This is a genomic window from Pediococcus damnosus (assembly GCF_001437255.1).
GTDB classification, from domain to species: Bacteria; Bacillota; Bacilli; order Lactobacillales; family Lactobacillaceae; genus Pediococcus; species Pediococcus damnosus.
The window spans coordinates 1-17,612 of the sequence record NZ_JQBD01000040.1; the positions used below are offsets into that span (position 1 = coordinate 1).

16 protein-coding genes are annotated in these 17,612 nt (G+C 38.9%); 7 read left to right on the forward strand and 9 right to left on the reverse strand.

The annotated features are described in order from the left end of the window. Positions 1-525 precede the first annotated feature (525 nt). Positions 526-783: a hypothetical protein gene (locus tag IV84_RS06170; protein ID WP_046872437.1), complete on the forward strand. Its 258-nt coding sequence runs from the start codon at positions 526-528 to the stop codon at positions 781-783. Between the two features lie 33 nt (positions 784-816). Here the strand turns inward: IV84_RS06170 and IV84_RS06175 are convergent, their stop codons facing one another. Further along, a complete protein-coding gene (locus tag IV84_RS06175; protein ID WP_046870641.1) occupies positions 817-1,608 on the reverse strand; it encodes a tyrosine-protein phosphatase in 792 nt (263 codons plus the stop codon). 11 nt (positions 1,609-1,619) lie between these two features. Beyond that, a complete protein-coding gene (locus tag IV84_RS06180; protein WP_046870642.1) occupies positions 1,620-2,390 on the reverse strand; it encodes a tyrosine-protein phosphatase in 771 nt (256 codons plus the stop codon). Between the two features lie 210 nt (positions 2,391-2,600). On the opposite strand from IV84_RS06180, the gene IV84_RS06185 reads away from it, so the two are divergent. From IV84_RS06185 to IV84_RS06195, 3 genes are all read left to right on the forward strand, one after another. Further along, complete coding sequence (locus tag IV84_RS06185; protein ID WP_046870643.1) at positions 2,601-3,062, forward strand: ASCH domain-containing protein; 462 nt, start codon at positions 2,601-2,603, stop codon at positions 3,060-3,062. Between the two features lie 92 nt (positions 3,063-3,154). Continuing rightward, a complete protein-coding gene (locus tag IV84_RS06190; RefSeq protein ID WP_052694445.1) occupies positions 3,155-3,514 on the forward strand; it encodes a type II toxin-antitoxin system HicB family antitoxin in 360 nt (119 codons plus the stop codon). Between the two features lie 126 nt (positions 3,515-3,640). Next, a complete protein-coding gene (locus IV84_RS06195; RefSeq protein WP_371861605.1) occupies positions 3,641-4,864 on the forward strand; it encodes an MFS transporter in 1,224 nt (407 codons plus the stop codon). Positions 4,865-5,788: 924 nt separating this feature from the next. On the opposite strand, the gene purB is transcribed toward IV84_RS06195, so the two are convergent. Next, on the reverse strand, positions 5,789-7,084 hold the full coding sequence (gene purB, locus IV84_RS06200) for an adenylosuccinate lyase (protein ID WP_046870646.1): 1,296 nt from the start codon (positions 7,082-7,084) through the stop codon (positions 5,789-5,791). A 244-nt stretch (positions 7,085-7,328) separates the two neighbouring features. On the opposite strand from purB, the gene IV84_RS06205 reads away from it, so the two are divergent. Further along, entirely contained in the window at positions 7,329-8,618 is a 1,290-nt protein-coding gene (locus IV84_RS06205; protein WP_046870647.1) for an adenylosuccinate synthase, read from the forward strand. Between the two features lie 25 nt (positions 8,619-8,643). After that, positions 8,644-9,612, forward strand: a complete 969-nt coding sequence (locus IV84_RS06210) for a GMP reductase (RefSeq protein WP_056986257.1) — start codon at positions 8,644-8,646, stop codon at positions 9,610-9,612. 394 nt (positions 9,613-10,006) lie between these two features. On the opposite strand, the gene IV84_RS06215 is transcribed toward IV84_RS06210, so the two are convergent. The 3 genes from IV84_RS06215 to IV84_RS06225 form a co-directional block, all read right to left on the reverse strand. Further along, positions 10,007-10,450 carry a MarR family winged helix-turn-helix transcriptional regulator gene (locus IV84_RS06215; protein WP_046870648.1) on the reverse strand — a complete coding sequence of 148 codons (444 nt, stop codon included), beginning with the start codon at positions 10,448-10,450 and terminating at the stop codon, positions 10,007-10,009. 103 nt (positions 10,451-10,553) lie between these two features. Further along, positions 10,554-11,444, reverse strand: a complete 891-nt coding sequence (locus IV84_RS06220; protein WP_056986258.1) for a YihY/virulence factor BrkB family protein — start codon at positions 11,442-11,444, stop codon at positions 10,554-10,556. 52 nt (positions 11,445-11,496) lie between these two features. Beyond that, the gene (locus IV84_RS06225; RefSeq protein WP_056986259.1) at positions 11,497-12,909 is read right to left on the reverse strand and encodes an MDR family MFS transporter; all 1,413 of its coding nucleotides are present in this window, start codon (positions 12,907-12,909) and stop codon (positions 11,497-11,499) included. Positions 12,910-13,096: 187 nt separating this feature from the next. Here IV84_RS06225 and IV84_RS06230 point away from each other — a divergent pair, with 187 nt between their 5' ends. Beyond that, on the forward strand, positions 13,097-13,549 hold the full coding sequence (locus IV84_RS06230) for a Fur family transcriptional regulator (protein ID WP_046870691.1): 453 nt from the start codon (positions 13,097-13,099) through the stop codon (positions 13,547-13,549). 74 nt (positions 13,550-13,623) lie between these two features. Here the strand turns inward: IV84_RS06230 and IV84_RS06235 are convergent, their stop codons facing one another. From IV84_RS06235 to IV84_RS06245, 3 genes are all read right to left on the reverse strand, one after another. Continuing rightward, positions 13,624-14,532, reverse strand: coding sequence for a dihydroorotate dehydrogenase (locus IV84_RS06235; protein WP_046870692.1), 909 nt, complete (start codon positions 14,530-14,532; stop codon positions 13,624-13,626). 681 nt (positions 14,533-15,213) lie between these two features. Continuing rightward, on the reverse strand, positions 15,214-16,191 hold the full coding sequence (gene pta, locus IV84_RS06240) for a phosphate acetyltransferase (protein WP_056986261.1): 978 nt from the start codon (positions 16,189-16,191) through the stop codon (positions 15,214-15,216). 43 nt (positions 16,192-16,234) lie between these two features. Then, a complete protein-coding gene (locus tag IV84_RS06245; RefSeq protein ID WP_056986260.1) occupies positions 16,235-17,434 on the reverse strand; it encodes an acetate/propionate family kinase in 1,200 nt (399 codons plus the stop codon). Positions 17,435-17,612: the final 178 nt, after the last annotated feature.

The following is a 17,612-nucleotide window of genomic DNA, read 5'->3' on the forward strand; positions in this document are numbered from 1 at the left end:
TATTCACCAATACCAGAAAGTGTAGACCCATAAAACTGTTATCTTATCCATAAGCAAAGTTCTCCTTTGTTTTTTCTTATCATCTCTATAAGGACAACTATAAACTAAACAATTAGTTTTGTCTATGCTTTTTTATAAAAAAGTTCATTTTTTGTTAGCCCTTTCATTTTATGGAATGCTCACCCCTTAGCACGTAGGCTGTTTACGCCATTCGAACCTAAAGTTTAAAGCTTGGCGAATTGATAAATAATTGGAGTTAATAAACCTTTAAATCTTTCGTCACAAAAAATTCATATATCCAAGGTACTATATAAATATAGATAAAAGCCAATCAACTTTATCTATATGAAATTAGCATACTCCTCCAAAGTTACTATATTTCATTGTTTTTCATGATAACAACCTACTCCCCTATATAAAAGAACCCAGCCATTCGTGGTTGGGTTTCTTTTTTTGCTTTCATTGCTATTTAATCACTAAATAAGGTAGTATGGAAATAATAAAAAACATGGGGAAGTGTTAAGTGTGCGGACAAAATATTGGTCAGATTTCATCCTTGCCATTATCGTCATCATCGCTTGCGTGGTAGGCTGGTTTACAGGTTACTTCCAAAATGGGAGTAACTATTCATCCATTGAAAAAACATTAATTCTTATCTTGGCATTTAGTGTTTTATTCAGATTACGAATGGACATGAAAGGTGCTAACCGCTGGGAAGCTGTTTCAGCTGCATTCCTCGGCGTGGCATTTCTACTTGCCGTAGTTTTATTAGCATTTCTATAAACAATAAAAAAGTTTGACACAGGATATCTGTTGTCAAACTTTTTTCTGTTCTGTATAAAGCTCTTTTAATTGATTTAAATCTTCGTCAGACAAATTCATCGCTTCATGAAGATAATTAGTTATCCCCTGGTATGAAGTTTCAATTGCCTGTTCAGCCAAATGAAGGCTTTGCAGATTCACATTTCTAGCCTGGTTCATGCGGTCAAGTGCCGTATTTTTTGTAGCTGTAGCTGATTTTAATGACGGCATTTTTCCAAAGAGAACTTGATTTGAAAGTAAATAATCATTTTCAATTGTTTCTTGAGGAACCCCAAGGGCACTTAAAACTAAAAACGCCGCAATTCCCGTTCGATCCTTACCCGCTGAACAGTGGAAGACAACTGATTCATCTGGTTGATCATTTTTTAGCAAAACCTGGAATAATTTTTTAAACGCCGTCTGAGCATGGTTATCAAGAACCATCAGTTGATATGGATCCGAAAGCATGCTTGGTTCGTGCGTTTCTTTATGGAACAGGTGTTTCAGCCATCGTTTAATACTTGATGGTTGCTGAGTTGTAAATGGATAAACTGAAGCCGTTACCTGCACCATTTCTGGAATATGAGGATCGGGATTTCGTGAAATCTCATAATCCGAACGCAAATCAACGTCATAACGTAACCCATAATCACTAAGATAATGTTTGTCCTCTTTTGTGAGCACTGACAAATACCCTGACCGCAAAAGCTTTTGCCACTTAATCGTCTTTCCATCTTTCGTTGAATAACCACCCAACTCGCGAAAATTCAATCCCGATTTGATCGGTAAAACTCGCTGTTTTTCCATGATTAGCCTCTTTATTCTAAGTAAATCGCTTTTAAATCATCTAAATCAGCCTTGGAAAGTTTCATTGCCTGTTTAAAGTAAGTTTCATAATCGCCATAATTATCCAAAATAGCCTGTCTGGCGATGTCTAAAGTATCTCCTTGCACCTGAAAAACCGAATTCATTTTATTAACAAAGTTTTCAGCTTTGTCATTTTTCAGTTGTTTTCGTAAACTGTCTTGATCCATTGTACTGTAAACAACGTTCGTTAAAATGTAATCCTGTTTAATCAGCGGGTAATCGACTCCCAACGCAGTTAAAATTAAGAATCCCGCAACTCCAGTACGATCTTTTCCGGCTGCACAATGAAAAAGCAACGACTTTTTTGAATCTGAATTAGCTAGCATATCTTGAAACATCATTCGAAATGCTAACTGACTTTGCGGATTCATAATCATCAAAGCATAGGGATGAGAATAGTCGCTTGTCGTTGAGTCATTTGGCAATTCAGGTAGGTCAGAAGTTTCACTTTTGGCAATTGGATAAACCGGATATGAACGATAAATTACGTCATTAGGTAAACGATCCTGTAGCCATCCAGCTTCTGAAGGAGAACGTAAATCGATATCATAGTGAAGACCGTAATCGTTCAAATTCTGCACAGCTTCATCCGTCAACCTACTTAGATCACCAGAACGTAAAAGCTTTTGCCATTTGATGGATTTTCCATCTTTGGTTGAATATCCGCCAAGTTCACGAAAATTCACACTGCCCTCAACGTTTAAAATTCGTTCTTTCTTCACTACCATCCCTCCCAAACTACTTCTAAGCTCATTATACCAAAAATGAATTACTTCGTTTAGAAATCCAATTCATGATTTATCGGATAACTTAATTTTTTACAAAATATAAAAGGCTTACATTTATGGCGTTTCACAAACAAAATTCGTTCACTTCCCATCTTCAAAGTGCTACACTACAGTCATTAAATAATGAAATGGGGACTAACTATCATGGCTATTAGTGCAGAAAAAATTTGGACAGATTTTGCAGAATCTCATCAGCTTACCAATAAGACTTTTCAAACGCGTTGGTTTGGTGAACAATCCAATTCAAAAGAGGTTAGTGAACTCACCGATAAAATTCTGGCTGGTGACAAAATTGCCACATCCAAACCACTTGCTTACTATTCTTCTAAAGACGAACCAATCCCCCAAGTAGGCGATTATGCCGTTCTTTTAAATGCCGACATGCATGCTGTGGGAATTATTGAAACAGTTGTTTCTGAATTGGTTCCATTTTTCCGTGTTTCAGCAGAACATGCTTACAATGAAGCTGAAGGTAAACGCACACTTGAAGATTGGCAAGAGCGTAGCAAAAATAAATTTGCAGCTCAAATGAACAAATATGATCGTCAGTTTTCCACAAATGATCCCGTCGTCTGTGAAGTTATTAAGCTTGTTTATCGAGTTTAGATTTATGATTATCATATGGTTTTACTTATAATATTCATGTATGTATAATACACATTATAGAAAATTTAGTTCCGACGAAAAGGAGAATGTGTATGAAAATTTATCCAGCTATTTTTTCGGGTCGAAATGGCTCTGTAGAATTACTAATCCCAGATTTCCCAGGAATGCTAATTGAGGGTGACACATTAGTTCAAGCAACTGAAAAGGCAGAAAAAGCAATTATGGCTCAAGACGAAATGCCCGAACCATCTGATATGAAACACACTCATTTAGTTGAGGGTGAAAATGTCATCATGATTCCAATTGAAGAACATGAAACAAAAAACACAAAACGAATTCGTCGCAATGTGACCATTCCTCAATACTTGAACGATTGGGCAAAACAAACTGGCATTAATGTTTCTCAGATTTTAACCGAAGCGCTTGACCAAAAATTCAAAACGACTGAATAAATTAGAAGAATCCCAAACTTTATCCGCACTTTAGCCGATAAAACTTGGGATTTTATTTTGCGCTCATTTTCCTTAGTACTCACCATTTCCTTCGTGGTAAAATAATGACAAAAGGAGATGGTTAACATGCCCTCTATTGAATCACACAACTGGAAAAGAAATGTCGGTTATTTTTTAGCTTCTCAAAACTTTTTCTTGTTCGGTTCTTCTTCCGTTTACTTCGCCATTCTTTGGTACATTGCCTTAAAAACATCTTCTGGAACCTGGATTATGCTGGCTACCATGGCGACAACATTACCACAAATTTTAATTTCACTATGGGCTGGTATTTGGTCTGATCAATACAGTCGCAAAAAACTGATTATTGCTTCCAGTTCGTTAGTCACTTTGTTAACCGTTGGAACAGCCATAATCTATTTTTTCTTTTCACGTGATCTTTGGCTGCTTCTTTTAATTGCCGCCATTCGTTCACTAGGTTCGGGCATTCAAACCCCAGCTGGTAATGCCTTGCTACCAGAAATAACGCCCAAAAAAGAGCTTTCCCGTATAAACGGCTTAAATCAGTTTATTAGTTCCATTCTCTTATTAATTTCCCCGATTCTAAGTGGTTTTATCTTAGGAAGGCTCGGCATTATGTTTGTCTTTGTGGTTGATTTAATCACTGCTACAACGGGAATCATTTTAATGTCGCGTGTCCAGGCTTCGCAACAAGATCAGCAACCTCACGAACAAGTTACGGGACTTTCGGGAATTAGAGATGGTTTACAGTACACCTTCTCACATCGTTACCTTCGTAATTTTATGCTATTCACGTTAATTGCCTTTATTTTGGTTGCCCCATCTTCACAATTATCCACATTATTCGTTAAACGAACATTTGGATCCGCAGTTTGGCGATTGACGCTAAACGAGTTGCTTTGGACAATGGGAGCCCTGTTAGGAAGTTTCTACATTACAATGCAAAAACGCCTCCCTCACAAAATCAAATTAATTGCTGTTGGTTTTGTCGGATCGGGAATTAGTTTTGCCGTCATGGGATTGCCTGAACCCTTTTGGGTCTACCTACTCTTCATGTTTTTCTCAGGAATTTGCATGCCAATTATTCAAGCGACATCAAACATCTTAATTCAAGAAAATGTCGCTAAGGAAAAGATGGGCCGTGTTTTTTCCATTTTGCAAATTGTATCAACTGGAATTTATCCAATTGCCATGCTCGTTTATGGACCGCTGGCTGATCAAGTTTCCATTCGTTACATTTTAATTGTAACTGGTGTCTTGCTAATTTTGGTTGGCTGCATATTTCAGCAAAGATTAACGCGACTCTCTGGGTATTTAAAGGATCTGAACTGAGCTTGCTAAAACAGATGAATCCAGTAATTAAGCTATCACTTTTCCTTAGGGTCCGAAACGTGTTTAAAAAGACACTAACTTTCGTGTCGATGTCGATTGTACTAAGCCGAAAATCAGCAAGTACAAGTCGCAGCTTCCTCCGCTTGCCATGTTCTTGCGGTCTGGGTCTCGGCCACAAGAATGGTCAACGTCCGAAGCATGAAAGATTTTCGGAACGAAAATCATCTACTTTTGTGGAGTAGTAGCTACGATAGTCAAACGATTCCAAGATCGAATCATTCGGTTAACCAGATCATCTTTTTTTAGATCCGAAACGTGCAAAAAAAGGACAGCTCTCTCCGCTTGCCATGTTTCTTGCGGTCCGGTTTTCGGCCACAAGAATGGCCAACGTCCGAAGCATAAAAGATTTTCGGAACGAAAATCATCTACTTTTGCGGAGTAGTAGCTACGTTAACCAAACGATTCCAAGATCGAATCATTCGGTTAACTAGATCATCTTTTTTAGATCCGAAACGTGCAAAAAAGGGCAGCTCTCTCCGCTTGCCATGTTTCTTGCGGTCCGGTTTTCGGCCACAAGAATGGCCAACGTCCGAAGCATAAAAGATTTTCGGAACGAAAATCATCTACTTTTGCGGAGTAGTAGCTACGTTAACCAAACGATTCCAAGATCGAATCATTCGGTTAACTAGATCATCTTTTTTAGATCCGAAACGTGCAAAAAAGGGCAGCTCTCTCCGCTTGCCATGTTTCTTGCGGTCCGGTTTTCGGCCACAAGAATGGCCAACGTCCGAAGCATAAAAGATTTTCGGAACGAAAATCATCTACTTTTGCGGAGTAGTAGCTACGGTAGTCAAACGATTCCTAACCCGAATCATTTAACTATCTAAGCTAATGCTCAAGAGCTAACCGTCCTTTTTAAGCACTCTATTTTATTCCCACCCGATTAAAAATATAATCCACATTCTTTAGATGATACCGGTAATCAAAGGCATCATCTATTTCTTTTTTAGTGAGGTGTTTTTGAATCACTGGATCATTTTCAACCAATGGCTTAAATTGAATTTCTTCATCCCATGCTTTGGCCGTTAACGGCTGAATCCGATCATACGCATCTTCACGTGACATCCCCGCATCAATTAGCTTCAGTAACACGCGTTGGCTGTAAATCAAACCAAAACTACGTCCCATATTAGCCTTCATATGTTCTGGAAATACCGTTAATTCACCAATAATTTTATTCATCCGCGTTAAAATATAATCTACTAAAATTGTCGTATCCGGTAAAATAATTCGTTCAGCAGATGAATGCGAAATATCACGTTCATGCCATAAATTCACGTCTTCATAAGCCGTTTGCACATGCCCACGAATTACCCGCGCTAATCCCGAAACGTTTTCTGAACCGATGGGATTACGTTTATGGGGCATTGCTGAAGATCCCTTTTGACCAGGTGCAAAATGTTCTTCAACTTCACGCACCTCTGATTTTTGCAAACCACGAATCTCGGTGGCAAACTCCTCAACGCTGGTCGCAATTAAAGCAAGCGTGGCAATATATTCCGCATGTAAATCACGTGGCAAAATTTGCGTCGAAATCTCTTGTGCATTCAATCCTAAATCTTCACATACAAATTCTTCCACTTCAGGGGGAACATTCGCAAATGTTCCCACGGCGCCACTAATTTTTCCGGCTTCAACGCCCTTAGCTGCATGTTCAAACCGTTCAATATCTCGATTGATTTCTGAATACCAACGCGCCAATTTCAAACCAAACGTCATTGGTTCCGCATGCACACCATGCGTTCTACCCATCATCACCGTATATTTATACTTTTTTGCTTGGCTGGCTAACGTTTGTTTGAAAGTTTTCAGATCACGACGAATAATCTCATTGGCCTGCTTTAAACGATAACCTTGCGCAGTATCCACAACATCAGTACTTGTTAACCCATAATGGACCCACTTTTTTTCAGCACCTAAAGATTCTGAAACGTCGCGGGTAAAAGCAATGACATCGTGATGCGTCACAACTTCAATTTCTGCGATACGGGTTTCATCAAATTTCGCATTTTTCTGAATTTTGGCCACATCATCAGCAGAAATTTTTCCTAGTTTTCCCCACGCCTTAACTGCCGAAATTTCAACTTTTAGCCATGATGCATATTGATTATGTAAACTCCAAACATTACCCATTTCTTCACGCGTATATCTTTCTAACATTCGTATTCCTCACATTTCTTTAATCAGAACAATTCCAGCTAATATCCGTATAATACTATATCATATAAATATCGCATATTCCATTATTATTAGTTAATAATCATCTTTTTACAAAAGATAATGTTATTAAACACAAATTTTACTTTAAATATATTATTTTATTGTTCGTTTTTTACTTGCATTTTTTGAAAAGCCTTGTTACACTTGTCTAGTTGCGTAAATCAAATTATTCGGGGGTCTTTAAATGTCATCAATAGTAGTTGTAGGTAGTCAATGGGGCGATGAAGGAAAAGGTAAAATCACCGACTTTCTAGGTCGTAAGGCTGCTTTAACCGTTCGTTTCTCTGGCGGAGATAATGCCGGACATTCAATCGTCTTTCAAGGCAAAAAATTCGCATTACAACTTATTCCATCTGGAATTTTTAATCAGGATGGTTTGAGTGTCATCGGAAACGGGGTTGTGGTTAATCCAAAATCGTTACACAACGAATTGCACTACTTAGAAAGCAATGGGATTCCCACAAATAATCTGAGGATTTCCGACCGGGCTCAAGTAATTCTTCCTTATCACATTCGTTTGGATGAGTTACAGGAACAATCCAAAGCAGCTGGTAAAATTGGCACCACGCACAAAGGAATCGGCCCTGCTTATATGGATAAGGCTGAACGAATCGGAATTCGAATCTGTGATTTGTTAGACCGCGAAACCTTTGAAGAAAAATTAAGAACAAATTTAAAAGCGAAGAACTTATTATTTACTAAATTATATGAAACAGAACCATTGAAGTTCGAAGATATTTTTGAAAGCTACTATCAATATGGTCAAGAAATCAAAGATCAAGTTACAGACACATCAGTCCTTATAAATGATGCACTCGATGATAACAAAAGAGTTTTGTTTGAAGGCTCTCAGGGTGTCATGTTAGATTTTGATCATGGGACTTACCCTTATGTGACCTCTTCTAACCCGATTGCCGGTGGCGCCGCAGTTGGTGCTGGTGTTGGCCCTCAACGAATCAACCAAGTGGTCGGCGCTTGTAAAGCTTACACATCCAGAGTTGGTGATGGCCCATTTCCTACTGAACAACTTAACCAGATTGGTGATTTCATCCGTGAAGCCGGCCATGAATATGGAACGGTAACCGGCCGTCCTCGTCGAATCGGTTGGTTAGATACCGTTGTGTTACGTCATGCCAAGCGCGTTAGTGGCCTATCAAGTCTTTGTTTAAACTGTTTAGATGTTTTAACCGGTTTATCAACCATCAAAATTTGTACCGCCTATAAGTTAGACGGCAAAACCATTTATCACTATCCAGCGGCTGAAAAAGCAATTGAAAACTGTGAACCAATTTATGAAGAATTACCTGGATGGAACGAAGATATTACCTCATGTAAAACTTTAGATGCCCTACCTGAAAATGCGCGGAACTACCTGAAACGAGTTTCCGAATTAGTTGGAATTCCTCTTTCCACATTTTCAGTAGGCCCAGATCGTGAACAAACCAACGTTTTAACTGACAGTTGGAATGCTTAATCATTAAAAGAAGGGACACAAAATTATGAGAGTTTTTGATTATCAAGATGTTCAACTAATTCCTAACAAATGTATTATTGAGAGTCGCTCAGAAGCAGATACTACCGTCAAACTAGGAAAGTACACGTTTAAAGTTCCGGTTGTCCCTGCCAACATGGCAACGGTTATCAATGAAGATTTGTCAGTGTGGTTAGCTAAAAACGGTTATTTCTACGTCATGCACCGTTTCGAACCTGAAACCCGCCTGGCATTCATTAAAAAAATGCATGAACAAAAATTAATTGCTTCAATTAGCGTTGGGGTAAAAAAAGAAGAATTTGATTTTATTGCTCAACTGGCTGAACAAAAAGCTAATCCTGAGTTCATCACCATTGACATCGCCCATGGCCATGCCAACAGCGTGATTCGTATGATTAAGCACATCAAATCCTTGCTTCCCGAAACCTTTTTGATTGCGGGAAACGTTGGTACCCCTGAAGCAGTTCGTGAGCTTGAAAATGCTGGTGCTGATGCCACAAAAGTCGGAATTGGCCCTGGAAAAGCTTGCATTACTAAGTTAAAAACTGGCTTTGGAACTGGTGGTTGGCAGTTAGCTGCCATTCGTTGGTGTGCCAAGGCTGCAAGCAAGCCAATCATTGCTGATGGTGGAATCCGAACTAACGGTGACATCGCCAAGTCAGTCCGTTTTGGCGCCACAATGGTCATGATTGGCTCTCTAATGGCGGGACATAAAGAATCACCTGGCAACATGATTACAATTGATGGAAAAAATTATAAACAATATTACGGCTCAGCTTCAGAAACTCAAAAGGGACAGCATAAAAACGTTGAAGGTCGCCAAATGTTAGTTCCCTATCGTGGTCACATCCAAGATACGTTAGAAGAAATTCACCAGGATTTACAATCCGCTATTTCTTATGCGGGTGGCCGTTCACTGGCATCAATCCGCAAAGTTGATTACGTGATTCTGAATGGCGTAAATGATTTTAATTAAAGGTTGAAAGTACAAAATCACATTCAATTGCTTGATACAAAAACGTTCGTGGTAACAAAATTAGATTAAAATACCGTCTTTCAGCAAATCTGGTCCGGAACGTAGTGCGAGTTCTTGCGGCTAATTTTGCCACAAGAACTCGCACCCCGTTCCAGGCCAAGTGAGCCACAGAACGACAATTAACCTAATTTTTGTGGGCTAAGCCGTTTAATAGCAGTAACTGAAGTCATTTTTGTACTTTCAACCTTTAGATTTTAATTAAAAGAGTTAAAAAAGACAGAAACATCACTCAGCACCTCATAAAATTAAATGACTTGTTACTCCTACTCCAGAGAATAACCAGTTGCTTAATTTTAGATGTTAATGATGTTCCTGTCTTTTTCTACAATCAAATTTATTTTGTTACCATAATTTTGCTGCCAAATTCCTGCAAGAGTTTCAATAATTCGGTAACTTTATCTTCGCCCATTTTAGCAACCCAACCTTCGAAAACCTTGTGAACTTCTTGATCAATTTGATCTTCCACTTCAGCACCACGATCCGTTAAGCGTAAATATAATTTTCGTTGATCTTTAGGTTCTGGTGTCTGGGAAATATATTCGAGCTGCAGCAAGGATTTGATTTGACGAGCAATTGCACTTCTTGTCACCTTTCGTTGCTCAGCAATCCCCATTTGGGTAACATCATCGTGATAACGAACGTTGCGAAGAATTAAAAATTGTTCAAAAGAAATATGATATTGCTTAGTTGGCTCAGAAAGGACTTGTTCTAAAAACTTCAGCGTTGACATATAAATTTCAACTGAACCTTCAAATAGTTCTTCGTTATTTTTTTTCATTACTAGCAACTCCTCCAAGATGTGAATTCTTTCAACCATAATTTAAAGTAATCACGTTTTAAACAAAAAAATGATACCAACAACCCTATAATTCCTATTGCAATCATTTCCAAAGCCTTTTTAATCTTTGCTGCCAATCTTTGGTTGTGTCCTCTAGATTGCCGTACTTTAATTCCTGACTAGTTGCATTAATTACGCCACCAATCATGATGACCAGTGCCGAAAACTCTAACCAGAACATTAACGCAATAAAAGTTCCAAGAGTTTTATAACTGTTTACAGAACGGGCAAAGAAACGAAGATACGCAGTAAAAAGCTGAGAAACCCCCATCAAACCAATGGTGGCTGCCGCCGATCCTACGATAACACTGCCGTAGCGGATTCTGGCATTAGGAACTACATAATATAAAATAGTTAAACTAAAAAATATAATAATTAAAGCTGAGGGCAATTTAACACTCCCAACAATTTGAAACAAACTGTGGGGTAGTTTGAGAATTGGCGTTAGATAGGCCACAATTGTTTGACCAAAACTGTAAAAAAACATCATCAACCCAATCAACCCCACAAAGAAAATGGTGAAAAGGAAGCCAACAATTCGATTAATAATGGGATTTTGAAACTTTGCAACCCCATAAGCGCGATTAATTGATCGCTGAAAAGCGGATACAGCCTGGCTTGATGACCATAACATTAAAATGGCACCAACTGACAATACCTCGCCGTTTCCTTTTTCCAAAAAATCTTTCACAATGGGTTGGCTAATTTGATAAATTGTACTCGGGACAACTGTTTCAATATATTCAAGAACCGTTCCCACATTGATGTGGAATAACGGCAACAGGTTCCCAACAAAAATAATTGCGGGGAACATTGCTAATAATGTGTAAAAGGCAAGAACAACGGCATTATTTGCCGCGTCAGCACGATTAAATCGAATCATGAATCCTTGCCAATAAGTTCGACACTTATGACCAAACGTCTTCCAAGTCATGTTATATACCTCGTTTTTATTCAACTTTATTAGTATACAACAGTTTATCAATTTAACCCTTTTTTTCTGAATTTTTAAGCAAAGTTGCTAATAATATTCCAACAATTGCAACTAAAAAGAATGTGAAAAATACAGCTCTGTAACCCATTTGAGAAGCTACTTCTACATGTTCTCCTTTGGCAATATGGTTGTTAGTAACCACAGTTAAAATGATTGTGGCGCAGGCAACTCCTAGTGAGCCTAAAATTTGGCGAACCGTTGTAATAACTGCGGTTCCGTGGGCAATCAGGTTGTCTGGCAATGAATTCGCACCCATGGTCACGGCTGGCATCATCACAAATGCGTTACCGCCTTCGATTAACATTCCTAAAACAATCATTCCACCTAAACTAATCGAGCTCGAGAACACAAATAAAATTCCCCATCCCAATGTGATCATACTCATACCGATCAGCAAAACGCTTTTAAACCCGATCCGATCCGCAAGTCTTCCGGCAATCGGATTTAAAATACTTAAAAAGATTGCCCCTGGAACCAGCGCCATTCCAGATACAAATGGCGACAGATGAAGGACCTCTTGATAATAGAGTGGAAAAATGATAGTTGTGACAATTAAGGCAATATAAGAAACCCCAGTTAAAAGGACTGCCAAATCAAAGTTAAAACTTTTAAGGACGCGTAATTCCAACATTGGCGTTTTTTGGTGAAATTGACGAAAAACAAAATAACCCACAGCAACAACACTGACAATTAATAAGATCAGCTGTTGTGACCAGTTTACCTGAGGTTTACCAATCTGATTAATAACATATAAAATTCCAATAAATCCTAACGAACTGAGTACCGAAATGTAATCTAACTTAGTTCGCTTCAATTCCATCACATCAGAAATGTATTTGAAGGAAAGTAACCAAACGATCGTAATAATGATGGCAAAAACAACAAATAACCCCTGCCAAGAAGTAAATCTTAAAACAATTCCGGAAATGATTGGCCCAACTGCCAGCGCTGATCCCATCACGAGGCCAACAACGCCCATTGTGACCCCACGCGATTCTTCTGGCGTAATGGTCAACATAACACTTTGGTAGGATGGAAATAAGATTCCTACCGCCATTGCTTCCAGAATCCGACCTAACAGCATCACCGGAAAATTGGGAGCAAGCAAGATAATTAATGTTCCCACATCAAACAAGAGCAACACTGCTTGAAAAAGATGCTTAAATGACACATTACTGAGCAGCCACGGACTAATTGGCATCATAATACACATTACCAACATAAATCCCGTGGTGAGCCACTGAATCGTGGTTGCGGAAACTCCAAAGTAACGCATCAGGGTTGGGTAAGCTGTAGACAATGACGATTGACTAATTGACATTGTAAATGTCCCTGCCAACAAAATTCCCACAAACCAATTATGCAGACTTCGATTTCCACTAAATATATCTGTTTTACTATTCATAATGCTCTCTCCTGCCTAAATTAGAATCATTTTAAATCGATTTAATTGTATTTCATATTTGGTTTGGTGTAAACTAATTTCTGAAAATAAGAAAAATCCATTTTCATTTTGTTGTTTCAAGTTGATGTCATTTAAAAAAAGTGATTAAATGAATTTGATGTTCACTAAAAAGAAAGAAGGCCAACTTATGGATAATGATGAAGTCGCTGAAGCACTCCAAGAACTACAAAAAAAGCATATCCGCATTACGCCCCAACGACAGACCATTTTGACTTATTTGGTTACTCATCATAACCATCCAACTGTTGAAACCATCTATGAAGATTTAAATCAGGAATCGCCTAATCTGAGCTTGGCAACCACCTACAATACGTTAAAGTTACTCGTGGACCTCGGCCTTGTTATTGAACTGGCTAATGGTGAAGACGGTGTCCATTATGATTATTTCAATAAACCGCACTATCATATAATTTGTACAAATTGCGGAAAGATCACTGACGTATTCTATGATGGCTTTGCCAAAGACGCTCACCGAATGGAAACAGAAGCAGCCAAGCAAACTGGTTATCAAGTTTCCGGTAATCTTTTTGAAATTTACGGATTGTGTCCTGAGTGCCAAGCTAAATTAAAAACAAAATAACTAAAAAGAGCCATCCAAATTCAACGAGATTTTGATTCTCGCGACTTGGATGACTCTTTTTGATTCAATCAATCTTATTGCTTAGTTAAATCATTAATTGTCGAAATTCCCAAATTATCTAACACGATTGGTAATGTCGAAATGATTTTTGGACAAGTCAGTGGATCGTCATAGTTAGCCGCTCCGACTTCAATCGCATTGGCGCCCGCCATCAGTAATTCAACTGCATCCTCTGCAGTATAAACACCACCAACTCCAATAATTGGCAACGTCACATGCTTTCTCACCTCTGCAACCATTCGGATGGCCACCGTTTTAAGTGCATGTCCGGATAACCCACCTGTCCGATTGGCTAAAACAGGTTTACCCGTTTTTAAATCAATCCGCATCCCCAAAATCGCATTGATCATGGTAATTCCGTCTGCACCGCCCGCCTGAGCAGCTTCCGCAATTTCACCAATGTCAGTCACATTCGGCGAAAGTTTCACATACAAGGGAACTTTCGAAACTGATTTGCATTGTTCAGTGATTTTTTTAACCACGTCTGGATCAACTCCGAACGCCATGCCCCCGTTAGCCACATTGGGACAGGAAACATTTAACTCAATCGCATGAACGTTTGGTGCTTGGCTCATTTGACCAACCAAATCGCGATATTCTTCAATTGAATCTCCAGCCACACTGCCAATAATCGGTAGTTCTGGAAAATGTTCAGCCAACCACGGTAATCTTTCGGCCATCACAACATCAATCCCCGGATTTTTTAGTCCAACTGAATTCAAATGACTGCCAACTGTTGTGGTGAATTGAGGTGCAGCATTTCCTGCTCGTGGTTTCGGGGTTGTTGTTTTGATAACCATTGACCCTAGTAGATTCAAGTCGTACCGTTTGGCAAAACCATCCCCATAACCAAATGTACCACTGGCTGGAATGATGGGATTCTTTAAATCTAACCCTGGTAACTGTACTGCTAATCGATTCATATGCATATACCTCTTCCTTTTAGCTATTTTGCGTAGAATCGATCCAAAGAAAAAGGAATCCAAAAACAAACATAACGTTTGCTTCAGATTCCAAAATGGTTTTATTTAGGTAGCCTAAAAAGGCCCTTCTATTAATCGATGACACAACCATTTTGTTTTCTCTGAAACAATTAAACGGTGTTCTCTTAAATTATTCACAATTCACAGACTTGGTACTGCCTATGAATTAATACTTAGTGTAAAGATGTTCTTAGGTGCTGTCAAGGTTCAATAAATTAAAATTTGAAATTAAACACAGTTTTCCACTGAGCTTCAGGACGATTCCATAAAACAAAACCAGCATATAACTATCCTTACCGCCTTGATTTTTATTTTTTCAGGACGGTTCGACAAGTCAAAAAGGGATAGATAAGCATGACTCCCGCGGGATTGCAATCCCGCATTATTCCATTTATAAATGATGATTTTCGTCCCGAAAATCTTCCATAATTCACTCATTGTCGATTCTTGTGGCAAATCCATCCGCAAGAACTCGCATCCGTCACGTCTGTGAATTATTTTTTGGCGGAGCTCTAAGACGGTTCCATAAACCAAAACCAGCATATAACTATCCTTACCGCGGGGAATTCTCCCCGCTTTCAGGACAGTTATATGCTGGTTTTTAACGGTTTATTCCACCCACTATTTTATTGACTGGGCCGCCGTCATTATTGCTACCTTATAAACATCTTCATCACTAGCACCACGTGACAAATCTGACACCGGTGCATTCAATCCCTGCAAAATTGGTCCAATCGCTTCGAAATGGCCTAAACGTTGGGCAATCTTATAGCCAATATTTCCCGATTGCAATTCTGGGAAGACAAATACCGTTGCGTGACCTGCCACCTTAGAATCTGGTGCCTTGCTTGCCCCCACATCTGGTACAAACGCCGCATCAAATTGCAGTTCGCCATCAATTTCTACTCCAGGAGCTTTCTCTTGAGCTAACTTAGTTGCCTCTTGGACCTTGGTAACCACATCGCCCTTTGCAGATCCCTTTGTCGAAAAGCTCAACATTGCAACTTTGGGTTCAATATCAAAGACCTTGGCTGTTTCTGCACTTTCAACCGCAATCTCTGCCAACGTTGCCGCATCTGGATCAATATTGATCGCCGTATCCGCAAAGATATAACGCTCATTGTTACGTTGCATCACAAATGCCCCACTAATCCGCTTGACACCGGGTTTAGTTTTAATAATTTGGAGGGCCGGACGAACCGTGTCTCCCGTTGGATGCACGGCTCCGGATACCATGGCGTCAGCTTTTTTCAAATAAACTAACATCGTTCCAAAGTAATTGACGTCTTCTAACATCTTTTTGACTTCTTCAACGGTATTTTTACCCTTGCGCCGATCAACTAAAGCATCTGTCATTGCTTGTTTGTCAGCTTCTGGATATGTATCAGGATTAATAATTTCAATTCCATCTAAACTGATATCGTCTTTTTCGGCGCGCTTTTCAATCTCAGTCTGCTTGCCTAATAGTATAGGCTTAGCCAAACCATCTTGTACTAACCTTGATGCGGCCGTAAAAATCCGCGGCTCTTCACCTTCTGGAAAAACCACCGTTTTATTTTGTCCCTTAATTTTTGCCTTTAAACTATCAAATAAATCCATCGTGAAATCCTCCTCACAAAAGTTTAGTGTTTTAACAGTTTGCTTAATTTGTTCTTTTTTTAAATTTTTCAACTTCACGCGCAATCGCCAATTCTTCGTTAGTTGGCACAACCAATACTTTGGCTTTAGAATCAGCTGTACTGATATCACGCAATTCACCTTGCACTTGATTTTTCTCATTATCAATTTTAAGACCAAAGTAATCTAATTCGTCTACAATCATTTTTCGAACCAACATCCCATTTTCACCAATGCCAGCAGTGAACACTAAAACGTCAATTCCGTGCATTTCGGCAATATACGCGCCAATGTACTTCACAATATTATTCACAAAAATTTCTATGGCTAATTCAGCCCGCCGACTCTTATGTCTTGCCTCAAGGACATCTCGCATATCAGAAGAGATTCCTGAAATTCCTAGCAAGCCTGATTTAGTGTTTAAAATCTTAATCATTTCGGAAAAATCTGTAATGTTTAGTTTTTCCATCAGATAATTCACTAAAGAAACATCAATATCTCCAGAACGAGTTGCCATTGTGATCCCAGAAAGTGGCGTAAATCCCATTGAAGTATCATATGACTGGCCATTTAAAATAGCATCAACTGAAGACCCAGCACCTAAATGCAGTGTAATCATTTTTAAAGAGCTTAGTGGTTTTCCAAGTAACTTGGCCGCCTCTAAGGCAACTGATTGATGGCTCGTCCCATGAGCGCCATATTTACGAGCACCATATTTTTCATAATATTCGTAAGGAATACTATATAAATAATTCTTAGGAGGTAATGTTTCATGGAAAGAAGTATCAAACACGGCAACACTAGTAACATTAGGGAGCACCTTTTGCATGGCCCGAATTCCAATAACGTTCGCCGGATTATGTAAGGGGGCTAATTCTGACAAACTCTCAATTTGTTGAATCACCTTGTCTGTAATGAGAACAGACCCTTTAAAAAGCTCACCTCCAGCTACAACCCGATGGCCAACCCCAGTAATCTCGTCATAACTTTTGATAATTTTTAAGTCAATGAGGGCGTCCAACACAATGTTAATTGCTACTTCGTGATTTTTAACTGGTTTTTCAATCCGAATATTTTGTTGGTCCCCATAAATAATTGTAAATGTGGAACCATCAATTCCGATTCGATCCACCTGTCCACTTGCCAAAACCTTTTCACTTGGCATTTCGAACAGTTTAAATTTCAACGACGAACTTCCAGCATTAATTGAAATTGTTTTTTCCATAATTTTACTCCACTCACACTCTCTAAATATTTACTAATCAAGGTTACTCATCCATCTAAAACTACTCTAACGCCCCTAGTATAAATTCACAATAACCTACTGACATAAATTATACCTTATTGTAATTAATATGAAAATGAAATGACCATTTTGTATGTGTCAAGTTTTCCTAGGTGCC

What these genes read in the sequence shown, in the direction of transcription:
- IV84_RS06175 (WP_046870641.1), bottom strand. Translation starts at nt 1,608, where the DNA reads ATGGAAAAACAGCGAGTTTTACCGATCAAATCGGGATTGAATTTTCGC.
- IV84_RS06185 (WP_046870643.1), top strand. Translation starts at nt 2,601, where the DNA reads ATGGCTATTAGTGCAGAAAAAATTTGGACAGATTTTGCAGAATCTCAT.
- IV84_RS06190 (WP_052694445.1), top strand. Translation starts at nt 3,155, where the DNA reads ATGAAAATTTATCCAGCTATTTTTTCGGGTCGAAATGGCTCTGTAGAA.
- IV84_RS06195 (WP_371861605.1), top strand. Translation starts at nt 3,641, where the DNA reads ATGCCCTCTATTGAATCACACAACTGGAAAAGAAATGTCGGTTATTTT.
- purB (WP_046870646.1), bottom strand. Translation starts at nt 7,084, where the DNA reads ATGTTAGAAAGATATACGCGTGAAGAAATGGGTAATGTTTGGAGTTTA.
- IV84_RS06205 (WP_046870647.1), top strand. Translation starts at nt 7,329, where the DNA reads ATGTCATCAATAGTAGTTGTAGGTAGTCAATGGGGCGATGAAGGAAAA.
- IV84_RS06210 (WP_056986257.1), top strand. Translation starts at nt 8,644, where the DNA reads ATGAGAGTTTTTGATTATCAAGATGTTCAACTAATTCCTAACAAATGT.
- IV84_RS06215 (WP_046870648.1), bottom strand. Translation starts at nt 10,450, where the DNA reads ATGAAAAAAAATAACGAAGAACTATTTGAAGGTTCAGTTGAAATTTAT.
- IV84_RS06220 (WP_056986258.1), bottom strand. Translation starts at nt 11,444, where the DNA reads ATGACTTGGAAGACGTTTGGTCATAAGTGTCGAACTTATTGGCAAGGA.
- IV84_RS06225 (WP_056986259.1), bottom strand. Translation starts at nt 12,909, where the DNA reads ATGAATAGTAAAACAGATATATTTAGTGGAAATCGAAGTCTGCATAAT.
- IV84_RS06230 (WP_046870691.1), top strand. Translation starts at nt 13,097, where the DNA reads ATGGATAATGATGAAGTCGCTGAAGCACTCCAAGAACTACAAAAAAAG.
- IV84_RS06235 (WP_046870692.1), bottom strand. Translation starts at nt 14,532, where the DNA reads ATGAATCGATTAGCAGTACAGTTACCAGGGTTAGATTTAAAGAATCCC.
- pta (WP_056986261.1), bottom strand. Translation starts at nt 16,191, where the DNA reads ATGGATTTATTTGATAGTTTAAAGGCAAAAATTAAGGGACAAAATAAA.
- IV84_RS06245 (WP_056986260.1), bottom strand. Translation starts at nt 17,434, where the DNA reads ATGGAAAAAACAATTTCAATTAATGCTGGAAGTTCGTCGTTGAAATTT.